This window comes from Neisseria elongata subsp. elongata, from assembly GCF_900113545.1.
GTDB lineage: Bacteria > Pseudomonadota > Gammaproteobacteria > Burkholderiales > Neisseriaceae > Neisseria > Neisseria elongata.
Genome location: NZ_FOPS01000001.1, coordinates 375562 through 398085, shown reverse-complemented (window position 1 = coordinate 398085; position 22524 = coordinate 375562). Strand labels below are relative to the sequence as shown.

Annotated in this window: 20 protein-coding genes; 11 read left to right on the top strand and 9 right to left on the bottom strand. The window is 54.1% G+C overall.

The genetic code is table 11. From position 1 onward, the window contains the following. The first annotated feature begins 100 nt into the window (after positions 1-100). From BM261_RS01975 to ribBA, 3 genes are all read left to right on the top strand, one after another. Positions 101-538 carry a peroxiredoxin gene (locus BM261_RS01975; protein WP_049248585.1) on the top strand — a complete coding sequence of 146 codons (438 nt, stop codon included), beginning with the start codon at positions 101-103 and terminating at the stop codon, positions 536-538. Between the two features lie 5 nt (positions 539-543). Continuing rightward, positions 544-1416, top strand: a complete 873-nt coding sequence (xerD, locus tag BM261_RS01970; RefSeq protein ID WP_070454661.1) for a site-specific tyrosine recombinase XerD — start codon at positions 544-546, stop codon at positions 1414-1416. A 102-nt stretch (positions 1417-1518) separates the two neighbouring features. Next, a complete protein-coding gene (ribBA, locus tag BM261_RS01965; RefSeq protein WP_070454663.1) occupies positions 1519-2850 on the top strand; it encodes a bifunctional 3,4-dihydroxy-2-butanone-4-phosphate synthase/GTP cyclohydrolase II in 1332 nt (443 codons plus the stop codon). Between the two features lie 137 nt (positions 2851-2987). Here ribBA and BM261_RS01960 read toward each other — a convergent pair whose 3' ends face one another. Beyond that, positions 2988-3407 (bottom strand): Spy/CpxP family protein refolding chaperone, encoded by a 420-nt coding sequence (locus BM261_RS01960; RefSeq protein WP_049248588.1) that lies wholly within the window; start codon positions 3405-3407, stop codon positions 2988-2990. 292 nt (positions 3408-3699) lie between these two features. Between BM261_RS01960 and rpe the strand changes: the two genes are divergently transcribed. From rpe to BM261_RS01930, 6 genes are all read left to right on the top strand, one after another. Then, on the top strand, positions 3700-4383 hold the full coding sequence (gene rpe, locus BM261_RS01955; RefSeq protein ID WP_074894581.1) for a ribulose-phosphate 3-epimerase: 684 nt from the start codon (positions 3700-3702) through the stop codon (positions 4381-4383). A gap of 89 nt (positions 4384-4472) precedes the next feature. Then, the gene (folC, locus tag BM261_RS01950; RefSeq protein WP_074894664.1) at positions 4473-5789 is read left to right on the top strand and encodes a bifunctional tetrahydrofolate synthase/dihydrofolate synthase; all 1317 of its coding nucleotides are present in this window, start codon (positions 4473-4475) and stop codon (positions 5787-5789) included. 17 nt (positions 5790-5806) lie between these two features. Then, positions 5807-7552 (top strand): SPOR domain-containing protein, encoded by a 1746-nt coding sequence (locus BM261_RS01945; protein ID WP_083426624.1) that lies wholly within the window; start codon positions 5807-5809, stop codon positions 7550-7552. Between the two features lie 77 nt (positions 7553-7629). After that, complete coding sequence (locus tag BM261_RS01940) at positions 7630-8127, top strand: CvpA family protein (RefSeq protein ID WP_074894579.1); 498 nt, start codon at positions 7630-7632, stop codon at positions 8125-8127. A 17-nt stretch (positions 8128-8144) separates the two neighbouring features. Then, positions 8145-9683 carry an amidophosphoribosyltransferase gene (gene purF, locus BM261_RS01935; RefSeq protein ID WP_074894577.1) on the top strand — a complete coding sequence of 513 codons (1539 nt, stop codon included), beginning with the start codon at positions 8145-8147 and terminating at the stop codon, positions 9681-9683. A gap of 76 nt (positions 9684-9759) precedes the next feature. After that, complete coding sequence (locus BM261_RS01930; protein ID WP_074894575.1) at positions 9760-10392, top strand: hypothetical protein; 633 nt, start codon at positions 9760-9762, stop codon at positions 10390-10392. A 90-nt stretch (positions 10393-10482) separates the two neighbouring features. Here the strand turns inward: BM261_RS01930 and nusB are convergent, their stop codons facing one another. The 5 genes from nusB to BM261_RS01905 all read right to left on the bottom strand — a co-directional run bounded on the left by nusB (position 10483) and on the right by BM261_RS01905 (position 13705). Continuing rightward, complete coding sequence (gene nusB, locus BM261_RS01925; protein ID WP_074894573.1) at positions 10483-10914, bottom strand: transcription antitermination factor NusB; 432 nt, start codon at positions 10912-10914, stop codon at positions 10483-10485. 22 nt (positions 10915-10936) lie between these two features. Continuing rightward, on the bottom strand, positions 10937-11404 hold the full coding sequence (gene ribH / locus BM261_RS01920) for a 6,7-dimethyl-8-ribityllumazine synthase (protein WP_074894571.1): 468 nt from the start codon (positions 11402-11404) through the stop codon (positions 10937-10939). A gap of 121 nt (positions 11405-11525) precedes the next feature. Next, on the bottom strand, positions 11526-11843 hold the full coding sequence (locus BM261_RS01915) for a DUF2185 domain-containing protein (RefSeq protein WP_074894569.1): 318 nt from the start codon (positions 11841-11843) through the stop codon (positions 11526-11528). Positions 11844-11917: 74 nt separating this feature from the next. Then, positions 11918-12799: a DMT family transporter gene (locus BM261_RS01910; RefSeq protein WP_074894662.1), complete on the bottom strand. Its 882-nt coding sequence runs from the start codon at positions 12797-12799 to the stop codon at positions 11918-11920. Between the two features lie 375 nt (positions 12800-13174). Further along, positions 13175-13705, bottom strand: coding sequence for a restriction endonuclease (locus tag BM261_RS01905; RefSeq protein ID WP_074894567.1), 531 nt, complete (start codon positions 13703-13705; stop codon positions 13175-13177). Between the two features lie 164 nt (positions 13706-13869). On the opposite strand from BM261_RS01905, the gene BM261_RS01900 reads away from it, so the two are divergent. Beyond that, positions 13870-14904: an ACP S-malonyltransferase gene (locus BM261_RS01900; RefSeq protein WP_074894565.1), complete on the top strand. Its 1035-nt coding sequence runs from the start codon at positions 13870-13872 to the stop codon at positions 14902-14904. 432 nt (positions 14905-15336) lie between these two features. Here BM261_RS01900 and BM261_RS01895 read toward each other — a convergent pair whose 3' ends face one another. The 3 genes from BM261_RS01895 to BM261_RS01885 all read right to left on the bottom strand — a co-directional run bounded on the left by BM261_RS01895 (position 15337) and on the right by BM261_RS01885 (position 20337). Next, on the bottom strand, positions 15337-16701 hold the full coding sequence (locus BM261_RS01895) for a hypothetical protein (protein WP_074894563.1): 1365 nt from the start codon (positions 16699-16701) through the stop codon (positions 15337-15339). Positions 16702-16729: 28 nt separating this feature from the next. Beyond that, positions 16730-19615 carry an excinuclease ABC subunit UvrA gene (uvrA, locus tag BM261_RS01890; RefSeq protein ID WP_074894561.1) on the bottom strand — a complete coding sequence of 962 codons (2886 nt, stop codon included), beginning with the start codon at positions 19613-19615 and terminating at the stop codon, positions 16730-16732. A 158-nt stretch (positions 19616-19773) separates the two neighbouring features. Further along, positions 19774-20337, bottom strand: coding sequence for a YceI family protein (locus tag BM261_RS01885; RefSeq protein WP_074894558.1), 564 nt, complete (start codon positions 20335-20337; stop codon positions 19774-19776). Between the two features lie 205 nt (positions 20338-20542). On the opposite strand from BM261_RS01885, the gene BM261_RS01880 reads away from it, so the two are divergent. Next, the gene (locus BM261_RS01880) at positions 20543-22438 is read left to right on the top strand and encodes a tetratricopeptide repeat protein (RefSeq protein ID WP_074894556.1); all 1896 of its coding nucleotides are present in this window, start codon (positions 20543-20545) and stop codon (positions 22436-22438) included. Positions 22439-22524 lie beyond the last annotated feature (86 nt).

Here is a 22524-nt window from a genome sequence, read left to right as displayed (position 1 = left end):
AAACTGTGGATAAGTGGCCGTCTGAAAAAGAAGATGTGCCTTCCAAGCCTTGCCTATTGTTTTCAGACGGCCTACCATCGCGCTTTTTCAGGAGTGCGAAATGCCGTATCAATTTACTTTGCCGTCATCGTCCGGCAGCGATTTCGATTCTGCCGGCCATCTGCCGCTGGTGGTTTATTTTTATCCGAAAGACAGCACGCCCGGCTGTACCACCGAGGGCTTGGATTTCAACCGCCTGCTGCCGGAGTTTCAGGCTTTGGGTTATACGGTGGTGGGTATTTCGCGCGACGGCGTGAAATCGCATCAGAATTTTTGCGCCAAACAGGGCTTCCAATTTGAATTATTGAGCGACAAAGATGAGGCCGTCTGTAAGCAGTTTGACGTTATCAAGCTGAAAAAACTCTACGGCAAGGAATCGCTGGGTATCGAGCGCAGCACGTTCGTGCTGGACGAAAACGGCGAAATTTCGCACGAATGGCGCAAAGTCAAAGTGGCCGGACATGCGCAGGAAGTATTGGATGCTTTGAAGGCCGTCTGAAAACCATGAGTGATTTGACCGACCGTTTTCTCGACCATCTTTGGCTTCAGGAACGTTTGAGTGCGAATACGCTGGCGGCCTACCGGCGCGATTTGAACAAAATCGCCGTCCGTTTGGCGGGGCAGGGCGAAGACTGGCTGTCGGCCGACGGCAGCGGTTTGGCTGCCGCCGTTTACCATCCCGACGAAAAAACGCGTTCGCAGGCGCGGGCATTGTCGGCCTGCAAACGGTTTTACGGCTGGCTGCTGGAAACGGAACAGCTTTCCAATGACCCGACCGAATATCTGACCGCGCCCAAGCAGGAACGCACCCTGCCCGCCATCGTGAGCGAAAGCCAAATCGAAATGCTGCTGGCCGCCCCCGATACCGACAGCCCGCACGGCCTGCGCGACAAGGCTTTGTTGGAATTGATGTATGCCTCCGGGCTGCGCGTCAGCGAGGCGGTCAAGCTGACGTTGGGTGAAATCGATTTGCAGCGCGGCCTGGTCGTTACCATCGGCAAAGGCGGCAAACAGCGTTTGGTACCGATGGGCGAAGAAGCCTCATATTGGATAGAACGTTATCTGGCGCAGGCCCGTCCCGTTTTGCTGAAAAACGCCCGCTGCGACGAATTGTTTGTCGGACAGAAGCGCAACGGCATCAGCCGTCAGTTGGCATGGATGATTGTCGACAAGTATGCCGAAGCGGCCGGCATCCGCCACCTCAGCCCGCACAGCCTGCGCCATGCCTTTGCCACCCATCTGGTCAATCACGGCGCGGATTTGCGCGTCGTTCAAAGCCTGCTTGGCCATGCCGATATCAGCACCACCCAAATCTACACCCATGTCGCCAACGAACGGCTGAAAAATATCGTCTCCGAGCACCATCCGCGAGGATGAGGCCGTCTGGAAAACGTTTTTCCGACTGCAAATGGGTAAAATGTTTACTTGACGGTAAATAAAGGCATACAATGCCGCTTCCATACTATTCAGTAAACTTTCATGAACATCACCGAACTGCGCCGCGCCAACCTGCGGCAGTGGATAGACGAACGCTGCGGCGGCAGGCAGGCACTCTTCGCCCAAACCGCCGCCGTCAATCCCGGCGAACTTTCCGCCCTGTTGAAAAACAAATCTTTCGGCGAAAAGAAGGCCCGCAAAATCGAACAGGCCGCCGCGATGCCCGCCATGTGGCTCGATACCGTCCACGCCCCGTCTCAAAATTTACAAGAAGGTAAACACACCATGACAGCCGTTTCCACCATTCCCGAAATCCTGGCCGACATCAAGGCCGGCAAAATGGTCATCATCACCGACGCCGAAGACCGCGAAAACGAAGGCGATTTGGTGATGGCCGCCCAATTCGTTACCCCGCAGGCGATTAACTTTATGATTAAACACGCGCGCGGGCTGGTTTGCCTGCCGATGAACGACGAATTGGTGGACCGCCTGCGCCTGCCGCAGATGACGCAGAAAAACGGCGCGCAATACGGCACCAATTTCACCGTTTCCATCGAAGCCGCAGAAGGCATCAGCACGGGTATTTCCGCCGCCGACCGCGCGCATACCATTCAGACGGCTGTTTCGCCCGAAGTGCGGCCGGAAGACATCGTCCAGCCCGGACATATTTTCCCGCTGCGTTCGCAAAAAGGCGGCGTGTTGGTGCGCGCCGGGCACACCGAGGCGGCGGTGGATTTGGCGCAGATGAGCGGCCTGATGCCCGCCGGCGTGATTTGCGAGATTCTGAACGACGACGGCACGATGGCGCGTATGCCCGAACTGATGAAGTTTGCCGAAGAACACGGCATCAAAATCGGCACGATTGCCGACTTAATCGAATACCGCAGCCGCACGGAAAGCCTGTTGGAGGAGATGGGTGATACGCTGGTTCATACGCCTTGGGGCGAGTTCCGCCAGCACGTTTATGTGGACAAGCTGTCGGGCGAAACCCATTTGGCATTGGTGAAAGGCGAAATTTCCGCCGACAGGGAAACGCTGGTGCGCGTGCATGAGCCGTTCAGCGCGATGGACTTCCTGCAAATCGACCCCAACCATTCTTGGCCGCTGCCTACGGCACTGTCGCACCTCAGTCAGGCCGAAAGCGGGGTGGCCATCCTGCTGCACCGCACGGAGGACGGTTCCGCGCTGCTGGAGCGCACCCTGCCGAAAAACAGTTTCCAAGTGAAGAAATGGGACAGGAAAACCTACGGCATCGGTGCGCAGATTCTGGCCGGACTGGGCGTGCAGAAAATGCGCGTGATGGGCAAGCCTTCCTCTATGAACGGTTTGAACGGTTTCGGGCTGCAGGTAACGGGCTTTGAGGAGGCGGAATAGGGCAGGGATTTCAGACGGCCCGGATCATGTTTTCAGGCCGTCTGAAAAAATGGCGTTTGCCTGAATGCTACAAACCCGACCATGATGCCGTTGATGCGGCAAGCGGTCGGGTTTGATATTTTTTGTTTTGCGGCGGTTCAATACAGGCACTTTTGCAGCCAAATCCGCTGCTGGGCGGGTGTCAGCGAATGATAAAATTTATGCTGAACGGACAATTCGTCCACCGCGAATTGCAGGCCGTAGCCGTACCGTTCGCTGACATAACGTTGAGCCTGCCTTTCGTCGAAGTGCGGATTGGACAATACGCGCAGCAGGTTGTCCCGAAGCGGGCGTTCGCTTCCCCTGTTTTGCAGGTTCAGCTTTTCCACAGCCTGCTTGTATTCGCCGCGCAGGCCGCGCAAGGATTCGTATTGATCGCGGCTCAGGTTCAGTTGGCGGATGTCGCAGTTCGGATGAAAATCCTGAATAGTCAGGGCCGAAGCGGGGAGGGGCAGGCAGCTTAAGGGCGCGCTGACGGCGAGGATACCCAGGATTCGGCGTTCGGATGGAGTAAGCACGGTATGACCTTCTTGTCTTCTGTTCGGGCTTCGAAATTAAGGCGGAAATGTACGGGGACGACGTGTCAAACACGGTATAATAGCCGTAAACTTGGGTAAAACAAATAACGATTGATTAAATATTATGCGCTCTGCCGGTTTTAACGGTTTGCCGCGCCGTTTTTTGTTGTGAAAATACAATTTCAAAAAAGTTTATGTTGAATGAAAATGCAGATGGCCGTTGATACGTAGTGGCCCGTCAGGCAAAAAGAACGAACCGGTTGTGCGCCATTTTCAGGAAAAGGAAGCCGCTATGCAGAAATTCCGTATTGCCCCCAGCATTTTATCTGCCGATTTTGCCAGATTGGGCGAGGAAGTCGGCAGCGTTGTCGAGGCTGGGGCGGATTTGATTCATTTCGATGTGATGGACAATCATTATGTGCCCAATCTGACTTTCGGCCCCATGGTGTGCGCCGCGCTGAAACCTTATGCTTCGGTGCCGGTAGACGTTCACCTGATGGTGGAGCCGGTGGACGATTTGATTGTTGCCTTTGCCAAAGCGGGGGCGGACATCATTACCTTCCATCCCGAAGCCAGCCGTCATGTGGACCGCAGTTTGAGCCTGATTCGCGAACACGGCTGTCAGGCCGGATTGGTGTTGAATCCGGCGACTTCGGTGTCGGTTTTGGAAAACGTGCTCGACCGTTTGGACATGGTGCTGCTGATGTCGGTCAATCCGGGATTCGGCGGGCAGGGCTTTATTCCCCATACTTTGGAAAAAATCCGCCGTACCCGCGCTTTATTGGACGAATATCAGGCGGTTGCGGGCAGGCGGATTGCTTTGGAGGTGGACGGCGGCATCAAAGTCGGCAATATTGCCGAAGTGGCGGCTGCCGGAGCGGATACCTTCGTGGCGGGATCGGCGATTTTCGGACAGCCCGATTACAAAGCGGTTATCGGGCAGATGCGTGCCGAATTGGCCAAATCCGCCGGCTAAGGAATTGAGGCCGTCTGAAAGCCGCCGTGCAACGCAAAACAGGTTTTCAGACGGCCTCCTATATCAAACAGCAAACAGAAGGCAAACAAATGAAATCTCTTGGCGAATGGCTTTCCCATCTGGAAACGGCACACAGCAACGGCGTAATCGACATGGGTTTGGAACGCGTCGGCGAAGTGCGCCGGCGGATGGCATTGCAGCCGGAATGCCCCGTCATCGTGGTGGGCGGCACCAACGGCAAAGGTTCGGTCTGCGCCTTCCTGACCCATATCTACAAAGAGGCCGGTTTCAAAACCGGCACGCTGACCAGCCCGCACCTTCTGCGCTACAACGAACGGATTGCCGTAAACGGCGGGCCTGTGCCGGACGAAGCCATAACCGCCTCATTCGAGCGCATCGAAGCGGCGCGCGGCGATATTTCGCTGACTTATTTCGAGTTCAATACCTTGGCCGCAGTGGATATTTTCCTACGCGAACGTGTGGACGTGATGATATTGGAAGTCGGCCTCGGCGGGCGTTTGGATGCAGTAAACGTATTTGACGGCGACGTCGCGGCGGTAACCAGCATCGATTTGGATCATCAGGCGTTTTTGGGCGATACGGTCGAACAGGTCGGTTTTGAAAAGGCCGGAATTTTCCGCGCGGGCAAACCGGCCGTCTGCGGGCAAAATCCGCCGCCGCAGTCGTTAGCTGCACATGCCGACGACATCGGCGCTCAGCTGCTGCTGGCCAAACGCGATTTCAGTTTCGGCAAATTGGAAAACCAACAATGGTCGTTCCGTTTCCATCCCGAACACGGCACGCTTTTTTCAGACGGCCTCAAACGCAACCGCAACGCCCTGCCCATGCCGGCCTTGCGCGGCGGCTATCAATTGGGCAATGCCTCAGTCGCCCTGGCCGTTGTCGAATGCCTGGGCGACCGCCTGCCGATTGACGTGGGGGCAATCAAACGCGGCCTGCTGTCGGCGGAAAACCCCGGCCGCTTCCAAGTGCTGCCCGGACGGCCGCTGACCGTCTGGGATGTCGGCCACAACCCGCACGCCGCCCGCGCCATGCGCCAAAGCCTCATCGGCTTGCCTTTCGCGCAAAAACGGACGGCCGTATTCAGCATGTTGGCCGACAAAGACATAGACGGCGTATTGGAAATCGTGAAAGACCAGTTCGACGTTTGGTACGTCGCCCCGCTCCATCTGCCGCGGGGCATGGATGCGGCAGCACTGCAGGCCAAACTGGAAGCGCACGGAATCGCCAATATCCGAATGTTCGGCGACATTGCCTCGGCGTATCACGCCGCTTTTGCCGACAGTACGGAAAATGATAGAATTGTGGCCTTCGGTTCCTTCCATACCGTAGCGGAAGTGATGGAACATCAAGACAAACCCACCGGACACCACGCCGCCGGGTAAGACAGACAAGGTTCAAAATGGCAGACAAACGATTGGATTCGATGAACGAATACGAGCAATTAAAACGGAAAAACCGCCGCCGCCTGGTAGGGGCTTCGGCCATGGTACTGGTGGCGGGCATCGTATTCGGCGTCGCGGTAAACGGCGGCGACGAGGGCGGCAATGCCGCCCAGAACATCAGCATCAATAAAGACGGTGGGCAGCCCGAAATATTGACCCCCAAGCCAATCGAGCCTGCGGGCGGCAAAACCAGGCAAGACGAATTGGAAAATCCGCTGCTTGCCGGCGGCGGTTCGGCTCAGGATGAAACCGCCAACGACACCTTCGAGATGCCGTCTGAAAAGGCCAAGGAAGTGCCGCCCGTATATGAATTGAAGGAAGGCCAGGAAACAGTAGAAGCGCAAGGCGACGACGGCAACGTGCACACCGTGGTAAAAAAAGCCGAACCCAACAATGATTACGACCGGCAGCCGCTTCCCGCCATAACCATCAACAACAGCAACAAACAGGCAGCGGAAAAAGCCGAGCGCAAAGCAGCGCAAAAAGCAGCCGAGGCCAAACGCCAGGCTGAAGAAAAAGCCAGGGAAATAGCGGAACGGAAAGCCGAAGCCGATCGTTTGGCGGCAGAAGAGGAAGCGGCCGAACGCGCCAAACGGGAAGAAGAAGCCCGCTTGGCCAAACAAAAACAGGAAGCCGAGGAAAAACGCCTCGCCGAAAGACAGGCTAAAGAACAAAAAAGGCTGGAAGCGAAACAGCGCGCGGAAGAAAAGCGTTTGAAAGAAGAAGAAGAACGCCTGGCCGAATTGAAACAACAGCGTGAAGAACGCAAGCAGGCCGAAATGAAAAAGGCTGAGGAAGAGAAGCGGTTGGCCGAGCAGAAAAAACGTTTGGAAGAACGCAAACAGGCTGAAATGAAAAAGGCTGAGGAAGAGAAGCGTCTGGCCGAACAGAAAAAACGTTTGGAAGCGCGCAAACAGGCCGAAGCAAAAATAGCGGAAGAAGAGAAGCGGTTGGCCGAACAGAAAAAACGCGACGATGCGAAAAAAGCTGCCGACGAAAAACGCTTGGCCGAACAGAAAAAGCGTTTGGAAGAGCGTAAACAGGCTGAAATGAAAAAGGCCGAAGAAGAGAAGCGTCTGGTCGAACAGAAAAAACGCGACGACGCGAAAAAAGCCGCCGAGGAAAAACGCTTGGCCGAGCAGAAAAAACGTTTGGAAGAACGCAAACAGACCGAAGCGAAAATAGCGGATGAAGAAAAACGTCTGGCCGAACGCAAGAAACGGCTGGAAGAACTCAAACAGGCCGAAGCAAAAGTAGCGGAAGAAGAAAAACGTTTGACCGAGCGGAAAAAACGTTTAGAAGAGCGCAAACAGGCCGAAGCGAAAAAGGCCGAAGAAGATAAGCGGTTGGCCGAACAGAAAAAACGCGACGACGCCAAAAAAACCGCCGGCAACAAAGCCCAGCAGGCATTGGAAAACAAATCCAAGCCCGCCAAGGCTGATCCGAAAGAAATATTGAATAACCAGAAAGGCCGGCGTGCGATAATACAGGCAGGTGCTTATAATTCGCAGGCGCAGGCCAAAAAAGTCCAGCAACGCTTGGCGGATGCCGGATACAGTGCCTCCATCAACGAAGTAGACACAGCCAAAGGCAAGGTCTACCGCGTACGCACCGGTAGCTTCAGCAGCCAGGAAGCGGCACAGAATGCTTTGGCGAAAATCCGCCTGCAAGGTGTCGACGGCGTGGTGATTTTGGGTAAATAGCCTGAAAAGGCCGTCTGAAAAGTGCTGCATACGGTATTTTCAGACGGCCTCCATACAGGCTGTTCCTTGATAATGATATGACCTTATTCGATATATTTGCTTTATGTGCCATCGGCCTCTCCGTGGTGCTGGCCATGATGCGCGGCCTGGTTGGAGAAGTGTTGTCTTTGGTCAGCTGGGTGCTGAGTCTGATTGCGGCCAAAATGGCGGCCCAGCCTTTGGCCGAGACGGTTTTCAGCTTTATCCGGCCGTCTGCTTTGGCGGCCGTGGCGGGCTTTATTTCGGGGTTTGCTGCCGCTTTGCTGCTGCTGTTTTTTTTACGCTCCCTGCTGACCGGTGCAATCAAGGCAATCGGTTTGGGGGGCGTGAACCGTTTTCTCGGCGCGGTGTTCGGCCTGTTGCGCGGTTTTGCCGTGGTCACGCTGGCCGTTTTGGTTTGCGCTTTTACCGATTTGCCAAAGAGTGATGAATGGCAGAATGCCTACAGTTCGCCATTTTTCGAAGGAGCGGCTTCGGTGGCCGTGCCGTACTTACCGGAATATCTGGCGAAAAAAGTCAGCTATCCGTCGTTTTAACTGTTGGGGAGAATTCAATGTGTGGTGTTTTCGGCCTTGTGGCACACGAACCGGTAAACCAGTTGCTGTATGACGGTCTGCAAATGTTGCAGCACAGGGGGCAGGATGCGGCCGGTATTGCCACATTGGAAGGTTCCACTTTCCATATGCACAAAGGAAAGGGCATGGTGCGCGAAGTGTTCCGCACCCGTAATATGCGCGATTTGACCGGTTCTGTCGGCATCGGCCATGTCCGCTATCCGACGGCGGGCAATGCGGGCAGCGCGGCCGAGGCGCAGCCGTTTTATGTCAGCTCCCCGTTCGGCATCGTGCTGGCGCACAACGGCAATCTGACCAATACCGACGAGCTGTACCAAAGCGTGTGCGACAAACACCTGCGCCATGTGAATACCGGTTCCGATTCCGAAGTGCTGCTGAACGTTTTGGCGCATGAACTGCACTGCGAAATCGCCGCTTCAGACGGCCACAGGTTGGAAATCGACCATATTTTCAATGCCGTCGGCGAACTGCACCGCCGGGTGCGCGGCGCGTATGGCGTGGTGGCCTTGATTGCGGGCTACGGCCTGTTGGCCTTCCGCGACCCGTACGGCATCCGTCCGCTGGTGTTGGGCAAACAAACCAACGATAAAGGCGAAACCGATTGGGGTGTGGCTTCCGAATCCGTCGTTTTCAACAGCCTGGCTTTCGAGTTGGAGCGCGACATCGCGCCGGGCGAGGCCGTATTCATCACCCTTGACGGCAAACTGTACAGCCGCCAATGCGCCCGTCAAAGCAAACTTGCGCCCTGCCTGTTCGAATATGTTTATTTTGCCCGCCCGGATTCCGTTATCGACGGCGTGTCCGTTTATCAGGCACGCGTCAATATGGGGGTTAAACTGGCGGAAAAAGTCAAAAGGGAGTTGGACTTGAGCCAAATCGACGTCGTGATGCCGATTCCCGATACCAGCCGCCCCAGCGCGATGGAGCTGGCTGCATATTTGGGCAAACCGTATCGCGAAGGGTTCATCAAAAACCGCTACATCGGCCGCACCTTCATCATGCCCGGACAGGCGACGCGTAAAAAATCCGTGCGGCAGAAGCTGAATCCGATGGACAGCGAGTTTAAAGGCAAAAACATCCTGCTGGTGGACGACTCCATCGTGCGCGGAACCACCAGCCGGGAAATCGTCGAAATGGCAAAAGCCTCCGGCGCGGAAAAAGTGTTTTTTGCCTCCGCCGCGCCGGAAGTGCGCTACCCGAATGTTTACGGCATCGATATGCCGACCCGGGAAGAGCTGATTGCCAACGGACGCACGGCGGCCGAAGTTGCGGCGGAAATCAGTGCCGACGGCTGCGTGTTTCAGGATTTGGACGAATTGAAAGCCGTTATCCGCGAGATGAATCCGAAAATCGAAGCTTTCGACGATTCCTGCTTCAGCGGCCTCTATCTGACCGGCGACATCGATGAGAACTATCTGCAACGCCTGTCGGCCAGCAAATCGTCGGGCGCGGCAGCCTTTGTACAGCCCGGCCTGATTGACCACAGTGTGCGGGTGGAAAACGGCAACGAAGAATAGGCCGTCTGAAAACCCCCGTAGTTTAAATTTCCATTTTTATTTTTATTTTTTATCTGTTTGAATTGGAAGCAAAACAATGAAACAAACCCTACGCTTTACTGCCTTATTGTCTGCATTGGCTCTGACTGCTTGTCAGCCGGAAAACAGCACCAAGCCTGCCGCGTCCGATGCCCAACCCGTTGCTTCTTCAGCTGTTTCCGCATCTTCGGTAGCTCCCGAAGTCGCTGCCGCAAGCGGGACTCATGCCCCCGTTCCCGCAGCAGGCAACAACAACGAAGATCCGGCGTTCAAAGCCGATGCCTTGGTGTTGTTGAAAGCAATTGAAGAAATCGGCGTACAGAGTTCCACTTATCTGGATTCCGACGAAATGAGGCAGAAGGTTGCCGAATTCGGCAAGTCCAAAGACGAGGCGCAGAAAAACAAACTGGCCGTCGAAATTTACCAAAGCAATATCAATCTGTACCGTGATGCGGTCGAAAAATTGAAAACCTTGCAGGTGAAAGATCAGGATGTGGTCGGACTTCGCGATTTGTGGATTAAAAAATTCGAGACTGACATCGAGTTATTCAACATTCAAATCAAAGAGCAGGGCAAAGGTTTGACAGACGCACAGATTCAGGAAAAATACAAAGACATTTACCGCCAAAACCGTGATTTGGCGCAGGATGCGGCCGAACAGAATATGGCGCTTTACAAACGCTCCCGTTAAGCCGTTCGATTAAAACAGGCCGTCTGAAAATGCCGCTGCGAAAGCGGGTGTTTTCAGACGGCCTGTTTCTATATGCGGATGCTGTTTTGTTTATGGCGTGCGTTTCGGATCGTTTGGACGCAGTTGTACCGATAGTTTGTCCAAAATGCCGTTGATGAATTTGTGGCTGTCGGTGCCGCCGAAGGTTTTGGTGACTTCGATGGCTTCGTTGATGATGACCGGATATGGTGTTTCGGGCATCGCACTCAGTTCGTGGCAGGCCATCAGCAGGATGCCGCGCTCAATCGGGTTGATGTCTTTTTCATCGCGGTCGAGCAGGGGGCGGATGATTTGCATGTATTCCGCGCTGTTGCCGTGCGCGCCGAAAAACAGTGCGGTGAACAAATCGGCATCTGCACGTTTGAAGTCGGCGGCTTCGCGGATGTTTTTCGCCACTTCGGGTGCGGAGGCCTGGTTCAAGGCTGCCTGATAGAGGGCTTGGACGGTGAATTCGCGGGCGCGGCGGCGGGGGCTGGTTTTCATATCGGGTTCCTTTCAGACGGCCTCAGTCTTCTTGTTCACCGAGGAAGAAGTTGATCAAATTGCCGCACTCCACGGCCACGACTGCGGCATCCTGCGCTTTTTCAACGATGCGGGCATGTGCCTGTTCGTCGTTTTCGGTGGTCAGGATGGCATTGGCGACGGGGATGCTGTAATCCAGAGTCAAGCGGGTGATGCCGGCGGCCGATTCGTTTGAGACCAATTCGAAATGATAGGTTTCGCCGCGGATAACGCAACCGATGGCAATCAGTGCGTCAAAGCGTTGCGTGCCGGCCATCGATTGCAGCACCAGCGGTACTTCCAATGCGCCGGGTACGGTGGTTACGGTGATGTTGTCGTCCTTCACGCCCAGTTCGTGCAGTTTTTCTACGGTGGCTTTGAGCATGGCCGAGCCCACTTCGTTGGTAAAGCGCGCTTGGACGATGCCGATACGCAGATGCTCGCCGTTCAGGTTCGGTTCTATGATGTTCATGATGATTTCCTTTCGGGTTGATACCCCTGACCGAATACGGCAGGGCGGATGTTCCGTTTGACGCGCTGCGGCGTGTGTTCAAATACGTTCAGACGGCCCGAGGCCGTCTGAAAAAACGGTTTTATTCTTTCGGCTGCCAGTCGCTGACGGCTTGAAATCCTTCTTCCGCCCACTCCCACGCGCCTGCCTTTTCCTGAAGCAGCGGCAGGATGTCGGGATTGGATGCGGTGATTTCTCCGATGCCGCACACGGTGAAGTTGTCGGGATTGTCGGTGTAGCCGTCGCTTTCGTCGCCGCTGAAAAAACGCCAGCCGCTATCGTTGTCGAAAACCGGCTCTTCGCGGTACATAAAGCCGACGGGGTGGCCGGAAACGCTGATTTCTTTGGTGGCGACGCAGAGGTCGAGTGCGGCGGAAAGGGCTTGGGCAAACTTATTCATCGGTTTTCAGACGGCCTGTGGGATAAGGGCGTGATTCTACACGAAAGGCAGGCCGGATAGGGAGATTCGGCGGCTCAATGCGCCTTTGTTTTCAGCGAACCTAAGTAAATCGCCAGCAAGGTCAGCGCGGCACCGCCCCATTGTACGGCGTTAATCGGTTTGTCGAGCCAGAAATAATCGATTAACAAGGCGGCAACGGGTTCGCTCAGCAGCAGAAGGCCGGTCAGCGACAACGACAGCAGCGGGATGGCGTAGGCAATCAACCCCCAGGCGAAGCACTGCATGACCGCGCCGTAAACCAAAACCAGCCCGATGTCGCGCGCCGTGGCGGGGTACAGCCGGCCCCAGTCGAAAACCAAAGTCGGCAACAGCAACGCCAATACGCCGCCGATGCTGACCAGCAGCATCATGGGAAACAGCGCGGTAGGTTCGGCCTGATGCGTTTTGCGGATAAACGTCATCGACAACGCCAGCATCCCGCCCGAAATAATGCCGCTGACAAACCCCCAAACCGCATTGCCGTTATGGCCGAACTCGGGAAATGCAATCATCGCCACGCCGCCGACAGCCATAATCAGGCTGAAGATTTGCAGCTTGTTCAGCCTCTCGTCAAACAGGAAAAAGCCGATGGCGGCAAGGAAAAAAATCTGCAAACTGTTGAGCAGGGTGGAAATGCCCGGGCCGACGCTGTAAATGCTTTCGTGCCACAAAGCCAAATCGATGCCGAGTGCGGCACCCGAGAGCAGGGCATAGGCAAGGGCTGTTTTGCTGCGCGGCAGTTTCTGGCCGAAACGCCGTGCCAGAAACCAAAAGACCAAGCCGGAAATCAGCAGCCGCCACCACGCGATGGCATAAGCACCGACGGGGACGAATTTGACAATCAGGCTGCCGAGGCCGAAGACGACGCAGCCGACCACCAGCAAAGGGGCGGCATAATGATTGGATGGTGCGGACATGGTATTTTTCTTAGAAATATCGGAGCGGGTGCGGACGGGCATTCTAGCCGAAGCACTGGAGGCAGACAAACCGTCCTTATTTCAGCAGCTTTAAAACGCGGCGAAGCCAAACAAGGCAGGCAAAACCATATCGTGCATGAGCGAAATACGGTAGGCCGTCTGAAAATATTGCGGCAACTGTTTTTCAGACGGTCTCTATCAAGATAGGGGTACATTTGATGCAGGAAGAACGATGCCTGCATCAAAATTGATATGGGATTTTGGCAAAAGCATACTGTTTTGCTTAAGACGGCATTGATAAAAGACGGATTGATTTTTCCGTCATCTCTCCAAAAACACAGCTTCTTTACATTGATTTTTTAAGCTGGATTCCGATTATCCGCATGCTTTTGCCGCCGCCTTAATCCGCAGAATTTCCTTCACAAACGCCGCCAGTTTGGCCGCAAAATCCGCATCGTCCAGCCGTCCGACCAGGGCAAACGTTTCTTCTTTGCCGCCGTCGTCCGCTGTCAGCGTTTCGCCGCCGAAATGGCGGAAAAATAATTCCTTGCCGCCGCGGATTTTGCCGCGGTGCAGCACCCAAACGCCGCCGTTGCCATCTTCCGCGAACACACCGGACACCGCACGGTTCAAGCCTTCGGCAGGGAAATTGATTTCCGCCGCAATCGACACCTTTTTGCCGGCCGCAGGCTGGCCGATGCCGAAGCCGTTCCAGCATTTTTTGCCCTGCGGCTGCATGGCGTACCACAAATCCAGTTCGGGCGAATAAGACACTTCGGCTTCAAAGCCGCCACCCGCACCCGATACGGTGCAGGCTGCTTTTTGCGGCAGCGCGGCCAGCAGGGTTTCGGCAAACAAGGTTTGTGCGGCGGCGAGTTTTTCGGGGGATGTAATCACGGCGGGCATGGCGTTTCCTTTCAACAATAAAATGAAATAATAACGCGAAATCGATGAGGCCGTCTGAAAATCATGTTTGATTTGAGTGCGTGGCACAAGGGCGTTATTCGTCATACAATCATCATATTAAGTTTTGCAAACCGTTCAACACCGATTACGGAGGGAGTGAAACCATGAGCCAACTGCAACAAAACCGCCTGCCGGAACATTTTTATGACGAACCGTTCGCGTTGTGCTTTTCCGGGCAGGGCTTTGATTGGATAAGCAGCCTGCGCGAGGCTTTGGCCGACGGGGCGCGGGACAGAGCAAACGAAGTGGCCGCTGCTGCCGCCCGAATCTTGAAACCTGTAACAGAGCAGCTTGCCGCCGCCCGCCCGCAGGGTTTCGAACCGATAAAATGGGCGGAAAACGGCGCGGACGGCATCGATTTGGTGCGTGCCGCCGTGAGCGCGCCCGGCATTTTCCTGTCGCAAATCGCCAATCTGCACACGTTGGAAGCGCGCGGGCTGGACTGCGGCAAGGCGGCGGGCGTTATCGGGCATTCGCAGGGCATACTCGGGCGTTATCTGATACGCGAGCCGCAGCATGCCGCCGAACTGCTGGCTTTGGCCGAATTGATTGGCGCGGCGGCCACGCTGCAAGGGCGCGCAACGGGCATGTATCTGCACGACGACTTGCATCCGATGGTGATGGTGCAGGGCGTGAGCCGCGGGCAGATTGCCGCCGTGATTGACGAACTGTTCCCCGCAGATTCTGCCGACCGCCCGTGTATCGGCTTGCAAAACAGCGCGGACGGTTTTGTCGTCAGCGGCAAGCCCGAATCGGTGGCGCGCGTGTGCGGCGTGTTGTCGGGCACGGTGAAAGACGAAAACGGCCAAACGCCCGAAAACCTGCTGTGGCGGCTGGATGTGGAAGTCGGCTTCCACCACCCCGCCATGCTGCCCGCCGTGGCGCAAGTGGCCGAATGGGCGGCAGCCTGCGGTTTGGATGCGGAACAAGCGCGCGGCATCGCGCAAAATGTGTTGGTCAATCCCGTGGACTGGGTGGCCGAATGCCGCAGCATGGCCACGCTGGGCGTGCGGCGGATTTTGGAAATCGGCCCCTCCGGCGGCGTGGCCATGCTGACGCAAGCCGTGCTGGACGGGGAAGGAATTAAAGTGCTGGATGTTTCCGGCGCGGAAGGCAAGGCGGCGTTGTTTGGCGGATAACGGCGGTCTTTGATTTTTGAAACTGCGGCTGCCGCGAAGTTAAGAAAAGGCTACCTGAAAACGAACGAAGTGAGTTTCTGCGCAGCTAAAACGAAAGAAGTGAGTTTTAACTTCGTTAAAGCTCACGCTTTCAGGTAGCCTTTATCGATAGGATATTTGAATGGCAGCTTGCTGAAAACGAAGCTGCAACGGAGTTGAAAAGCAGCCTGCACATTGGTTTGTTTTTAGGTGGGTGGGGATTGACGGATAGGCCGTATTGGTCTTTGAGGCCGTCTGAAAAGTAGCAGCTTTGAAAGTAAATTTGGAAACGGCAAACCGTCAATCAAATAACCGCATGCGTGCGTACCGCACACACCCTACACGTTGGTTTTTAAGTTCTGAGTGATTCATCGGCAGGGTGTGTGACGCAGCCACGCACCCTACGTTGGCTTGTTACGTTGTTTCAGCTTCATCAATATTTTCTTGGGTATTTGAAATTTTAGGAGTATCGTTATTTCCGTCTTCACTATTACCCTGAGCCTTTAAAGGACTTTTCTTATCATCTTTGACACTATCTTTTACCTTTTCTCTTTTGAAAAATTGATTTGCCATATCATTGTATGGGGTACTGGCATTCGTATCATCTTTAACTAGCCTCAAAGGCTCATCATTCATAATTCTCAGCAAATTACCCATTAAATCTTTTAGCAAATCAACTGATATATCAGATGTTTCTTTACGGTATCCTTCATAACTTTGGCTAACAGAAGACTTAAAGCCATAATCTTCTGATAATTTAAATAATTTATGAATTTGAGTAGTAGCCAACCAAGAGAACCATAATGGAGCAGTGATACTTAACAAAGCAGTAATGGCTTGTAAGACAATAACTGTTGTGCTTATATTACTGGTACTATATAAACTTTGTAAACGACTAACCTGCGTACTACCAACAAACCAAAGTGCCAGCAGTGCGATAATAAGCCCGAAAGTCCACCATTTTGCAGATTTATTCAGTTGATTAGCGCGTTCTTTAAAAGCTCCAGCCAAACCATTTGTATTGGTTATGCTGTATGCTTGTGCGGATTTATCCTTATATTCATTGCATTGCTTATACAGGGCTTCAATATTATTTTTTAATTTTTCAAAATCTCCTAAAAACTCATCTCCTTTTGCTGTATTTATTGCAATATTTCTAGAAAAATCATCTGATTTATTTTTACTATCTTTAAAAATACTCTCGATTTCCTGATGTGTTTTACGAACCTCTTCTGTTGCTTCTTTTAAGTCATCTTGCACAGTAGGCAAGTTTTTTGCTGTTTCATATGCACTATTGATTTGTTTAACTTTCTCATCTAAACCAGCACTGGATTTTTCCAAATTTGTAACCGCTCTTTTTTGTACAGCCAGCCTTTGTCGTAGGCTAGATGGCATTGCATTTTCAGGTAAATGTTCCCATTCTAGGCTTTGATAAAGAAACTTATCAAGCCAGTCAACTGTTGTAATATATGAATAGAAATACGTATAATTTGAATAACTGCTTAATCCAGTGATGAGTAAATTTTTACTATCCATTACTCGCTCAGAAAGATATTCCATTATATCTAATTTTTCTTTAGAAAATTCATACGGTCTATTTTTAAGTTTTTGAATAATGCTTTTAGGAATATCTGCTAAATCTTCAAGCATAATGCATGGGTAGTTATCATACCCATGGCGGCTGTTAATGAAATTATCCTCAAATCCTTCTTGTTCTAAAATCGTTTTTACCAAATCTTCAAGAGCATTGATTAACTTATTTACTTCTTTGTTTTCCATAATTCAAAACCTTATATAAATTTAGAAATCATCTATTAGAAAGTTTTAATATATTTTTCAAATATTTCCCAGTATAACTGATTTCCACTTTTGCTACCCCCTCCGGCACCCCCTCCGCCACAATCCTCCCTCCACCATCGCCCCCTTCCGGCCCCAAATCCACAATCCAATCCGCAGTTTTAATCACGTCCAGATTATGCTCGATAATCACAATCGAGTTGCCTTTGCCTTTCAGACGACCTATCACTTCCAGCAATAGGGCAATATCGGCGAAGTGCAGGCCGGTGGTGGGTTCGTCGAGGATGTAGAGCGTTCTGCCGGTGTCGCGTTTGGATAACTCTAGGGCGAGTTTGACGCGTTGGGCTTCGCCGCCGGAGAGGGTGGTGGCGGACTGGCCGAGGCGGATGTAGCCGAGGCCTACGTCCATGAGGGTTTGCAGTTTGCGCGATACGGTGGGGACGGCGTCGAAAAATTCGCGGGCTTCTTCGACGGTCATGTCGAGGACTTGGCTGATGTTTTTGCCTTTGTATTGGATTTCGAGCGTTTCGCGGTTGTAGCGTTTGCCGTGGCAGACTTCGCAGGGGACGTACACGTCGGGCAGGAAGTGCATTTCGACTTTGATCACGCCGTCGCCTTGGCAGGCTTCGCAGCGGCCGCCTTTGACGTTGAAGGAGAATCTGCCGACGTTGTAGCCGCGTTCGCGCGAGAGGGGGACGCCGGCGAAGAGTTCGCGGATGGGGGTGAACAGGCCGGTGTAGGTGGCTGGGTTAGAGCGCGGGGTGCGGCCGATGGGGGATTGGTCGACGTTGATGACTTTGTCGAGGTGTTCGAGGCCGCGGATGTCGTCGTATGGGGCGGGTTCTTCTTGGGCGCGGTTGAGTTCGCGGGCGGTGATTTTGGCGAGGGTGTCGTTAATCAGGGTGGATTTGCCGCTGCCGGATACGCCGGTGATGCAGGTAATCAAACCGAGCGGCAGTTCGAGGGTGACGTTTTTGAGGTTGTTGCCGCGCGCGCCTTTGAGGACGAGCATTCGGTCGGGATTGACGGGCGTGCGTTCAGACGGCACGGCAATGGATTTTTTGCCACTGAGGTATTGTCCGGTAACGGATTTTTCGCATTTGGCGACGTTTTCGGGCGTGTCGGCAATCAGTACGTTGCCACCGTGTTCGCCTGCGCCCGGGCCCATATCGACGACGAAATCGGCTTCACGGATGGCGTCTTCGTCGTGTTCGACCACAATCACGCTGTTGCCCAAGTCGCGCAGGCGTTTGAGGGTGGCGAGCAGGCGGTCGTTGTCGCGCTGGTGCAGGCCGATGGAGGGTTCGTCCAAAACGTACATCACGCCGGTCAGGCCGCTGCCGATTTGACTGGCGAGGCGGATGCGCTGGGCTTCGCCGCCGGAAAGGGTTTCGGCGGAACGGCTTAGATTCAGGTAATCCAGCCCGACGTTAATCAGGAAGCCGAGCCGCTCGGTGATTTCTTTGAGGATTTTTTCGGCGATTTGTTTTTTGTTTCCGTCCAAATCCAGCGTTTCGAAGAATTGGTGGGTTTTGGTCAGCGGCCAGGCGGAGACTTCGTGCAAGGGTTCACCGCTGACGTAAACGTAGCGGGCTTCTTTGCGCAAACGTGCACCGCCGCAGCTTGGGCAGGCGCGGTGGTTTTGGTATTCGCGCAGTTTTTCGCGCACGGTTTCGCTGTCGGTTTCGCGGTAGCGGCGTTCGAGATTGGGAATGATGCCTTCAAAGGCGTGGCTGCGGTTGAAGGTGGTGCCGCGTTCGGATAGGTAAGTGAAATCAATGACTTCTTTGCCTGATCCGTGCAACACGACTTTTTTGACTTTTTCAGGTAGCGTTTCCCAAGCAGCCTGCACATCGAAACCATAATGCCGTGCCAGCGACTGAATCATTTGAAAATAGAATTGGTTGCGCTTGTCCCAGCCGTCAATCGCGCCCGTTGCCAGCGACAATTCGGGATGGGCGACCACTTTTTCAGGGTCGAAGAAATTGGTGTTGCCCAAGCCGTCGCAAGTCGGGCAGGACCCCATCGGGTTGTTGAACGAAAAGAGGCGCGGCTCTAACTCGGGCAGGCTGTACGAACACACGGGGCAGGCGAAACGCGCGGAAAACCAATGCTCTTCGCCGCTGTCCATCTCCATCGCCAGCGCGCGCTCGTTGCCGTGGCGCAGCGCGGTTTCAAAACTTTCCGCCAGCCGCTGCTTGATGTCCGCCTTCACTTTCACGCGGTCGATGACCACGTCGATATTATGCTTGATATTTTTTTCCAGCTTCGGCACTTCGTCCAACTGATAGACCTCGCCGTCTACGCGCACCCGCGCAAAACCCTGCGCCTGCAAGTCGGCAAAGAAATCGACAAATTCGCCCTTACGCTCGCGCACTGCCGGCGCAAGAATCATCACGCGCGTGTCTTCCGGCAGCTTCAAGACGGCATCGACCATCTGCGATACGGTTTGGCTCGACAGCGGCAGATTGTGTTCGGGGCAATACGGCGTGCCGACGCGGGCGTACAAAAGGCGCAGGTAATCATGGATTTCCGTAACCGTGCCGACGGTGGAACGCGGGTTGTGGCTGGTGGATTTCTGCTCGATGGAAATCGCGGGCGACAGGCCTTCGATCAAATCGACGTCGGGTTTGTCCATCATCTGCAAAAACTGCCGCGCATAGGCGGACAGGCTCTCAACATAACGCCGCTGCCCCTCGGCATACAGCGTGTCAAACGCCAGCGACGACTTGCCACTGCCCGACAGCCCCGTTACCACCACCAGCTTGTGGCGCGGAATGTCCAAATCGATGTTTTTCAAATTATGCGTGCGTGCGCCGCGGATGCGGATGGTGTCGTTGTCGCGGGCTTCTGAACGGGGAGTTTTGCTGTCATTTTGATGATGGTGGTTGCACATGGTTTTTTGAGGCCGTCTGAAAAATTAGGAAACCCGTCATTGTAGCACTTTTCCCACCTTCATCTTTTGCTCCTTACAGCACGGCCATTAAAGAGAAAGGCCGTCTGAAAACGGATTTTCAGACGGCCTCAAACCGTATGCCTGTTTTTCAGACGGCCTTATTTTTTCGCAGCCTCGATTTGGATGTTCAACTTCACGTTTTTCGCCATGCCTGCGGAAACCAGGTAATCCGCTCCCCATTGGGTGCGGTCGATGGTGGCGGCAAAATCGCCGCCGCAGACTTCCACTTTCTTCATCGGGTTTTGGTAGCAGTTGAATTTGCTGGCTTTGAGGACAACCGGATGGGTTTGTCCGAGCAGGGTCAGGTTGCCTTGAACCGCGCTTACTTTTTTGCCGTCAAAGATGAATTTGGTGGAGGCAAAACGGATTTCGGGATATTTCTCGGCGTTGAAAATATCGGCCGATTTCAGGTGTTTGGTAAATTCATCGCTGCTCGATTGCAGGTTGGCCAATGGCAGTACGGCTTCGACGGAACCGGTTTTCTTCGCGGGGTCGAAATGGACATTGCCGGTAACTTTGTAAATGCCGCCGACGTTGGTGCTGGTGCCGAAATGGTCGATTTCGAAGCGGGCGTTGGAATGGAACGGGTCGATTTCGTATTGTGCGGCCGATGCGGCGGCAGATGCGGCGGCCAGGGCGGCGGCAAGCAGGATTTTTTGCATGATTCCTCCGTTTGCAAAGGTTTGATTGAAAGAAAAGGCATTGTAACAAGAATTTACATATCGGCAAGCGGAAAGGGGGAAAAGCATCGTTTCCTGATAGGAAAGGCAGACAAAGCCAAGCGCGGCGGGTGGCTCTGTGATAAAGTAAGCCCCCTTTGTTTCAGGCCGTCTGAAAACAGGGTACGCCCTATTTGGAGGAAAGAATATGTTTGCCCGCAAATCCCGCTTAAAAACCATCGTATGCGCCTTGATGCTGCTGTGCGCCCCCGCGCTGTATGCCGAGGATAAAAACGATGCCCCGTCCAAGGAACAGGTTAAAAGCGAAAAAATCGAAGCAGGCCGCAACTTCAGCCGCAATCAGCAGGCAGACGAGCATCAGCGTCGGAAAAACATCATAAACCGCGCCAACGATACCTTTTCCCTGCTGGGTGCGGAGCTGGCATTGCATAAAGGCGACCCCGGCCTGGCATTGGCCACCTATATGGCCATGCTCGACCGCACGCGCGATTCCGAAGTAGCCGAGCGCGCCATGGATATGGCGGTCAATCTGGGTGCATACGAGTATGCGGAGGCGGTATACCAGCGGTGGGTAAAACTCGAGCCGACGCCCGGCCCGGCCTTGAAACGCATCAGTTGGATGCGCGATATGGTGCGCGGGGAATACGGCGATGCACGCAACGGCTTCGATGCCGCGCTGGAAGGTGCGAATGAAGAACAGCGCAGCCGAATTTTCCTGCTGGTGGCGCAGATTGCCGCGCAGAACCCCGCCGTCGCCCAACTGATGGACGACACGGTGCACAAACGTGCCAAAAGCTATCCCGAATTGCCGGAAGCCGTGATTGCCGATGCGATTTTAAGCGCGCTGAACGACAAGGCTGCCGATTCGGTTCAGGCATTGCAGAAACTGGCGCAGCTGGACAGCGAAATCCTGCCGCCTACCCATCTGACCCTGCGCTTAATCGGCCAGCGGCGGCCGGAAATCATCAACCGCTTCTTCGCCGAAACGGATACGTCCAAACTGTCGCCCGTATGGCAGGAATTGCAGATTGAAGCATTGATTTATGCCGAAAAAAAAGATGAAGCACAGGCTTTTCTGCAAAAATTGCTGGAAAAACAGCCTAATGCCGACCTTTACATTCAGGCGGCCTTATTATCCAGCAGCCGCAAGGCACCGCTTGAAGAAACAATGGACTATCTGACCAAAGCCTACCGGCATGGCACGCAGGAACAGCAGAGCAGGGCGGCCGTTATCGCCACCCTCCGCAACGGCGACAACAAAAAATTTGCCGAAGCGCGCGAATGGGCGAACAAAATCCAGGCACCGGACTTCCGTTTCGACAAAACCGTTTTGATGGCTTCGCTGAATCTGGAAGAGGGCAAATGGCGGCAGGCGGCGGCCGAAATCAAACGCGCCCGCGCCATGACTTCGCGCCAAGGCCGTTTCTTCGACGAAAACCACCTGTTGCAAGTCCAACTGCTGGTAATCGGCCGATATGACAATCCGCAACAGGCTTTGCAGGAATTGAACCTCCTCCACGACCAAATCGCCCGCCGGCCCAATAATGCCGAGAACTTGAGTGCCGTCCTTTATCAGCGCGCGCTGGTGTACGTCGATAAATTGAACCGGCCGGAAAAGGCGATTGCCGACCTGCGCCGTTACTTGGAATTGAACCCCGATAATCCGAACGGGCAAAACGCCCTCGGCTACACCATGCTGACCATGCCGAATCCGAAAGTGGACGAGGCATTCGAACTGATACGCGCCGCCTACGAGCAGGAGCCCGAAGGGCCCGCCATCAACGACAGCCTCGGTTGGGCTTATTTCCTGAAAGGCGATGCGGAAACGGCTTTGCCGTACCTGCAATATGCCTTTAAGATGCAAGGCGATGCCGAAGTGTCCGCGCATTTGGGCGAAGTTTTGTGGCATTTGGGCAAAAAAGAGCAGGCGGTCGAAACGTTTGAAAAAGGCTGGAAGGCGGGCGGCAACATCCGCGTCCTGCAAAACACCATGCGCCGCTTGGGCGTGCCGTTGCCGGAATCGGACCAGCCTGCCGTGAAAGATAAAAAGGTATCCAAGCCTGCGGCAGTGAGAAAAAAATAAGCGGCGCATTGAGAAAAGGCCGTCTGAAAACTGAAGCTTTCCCGAAGCAAAAGTTTTCAGACGGCCTTTTTGCAACTGAAGCCATA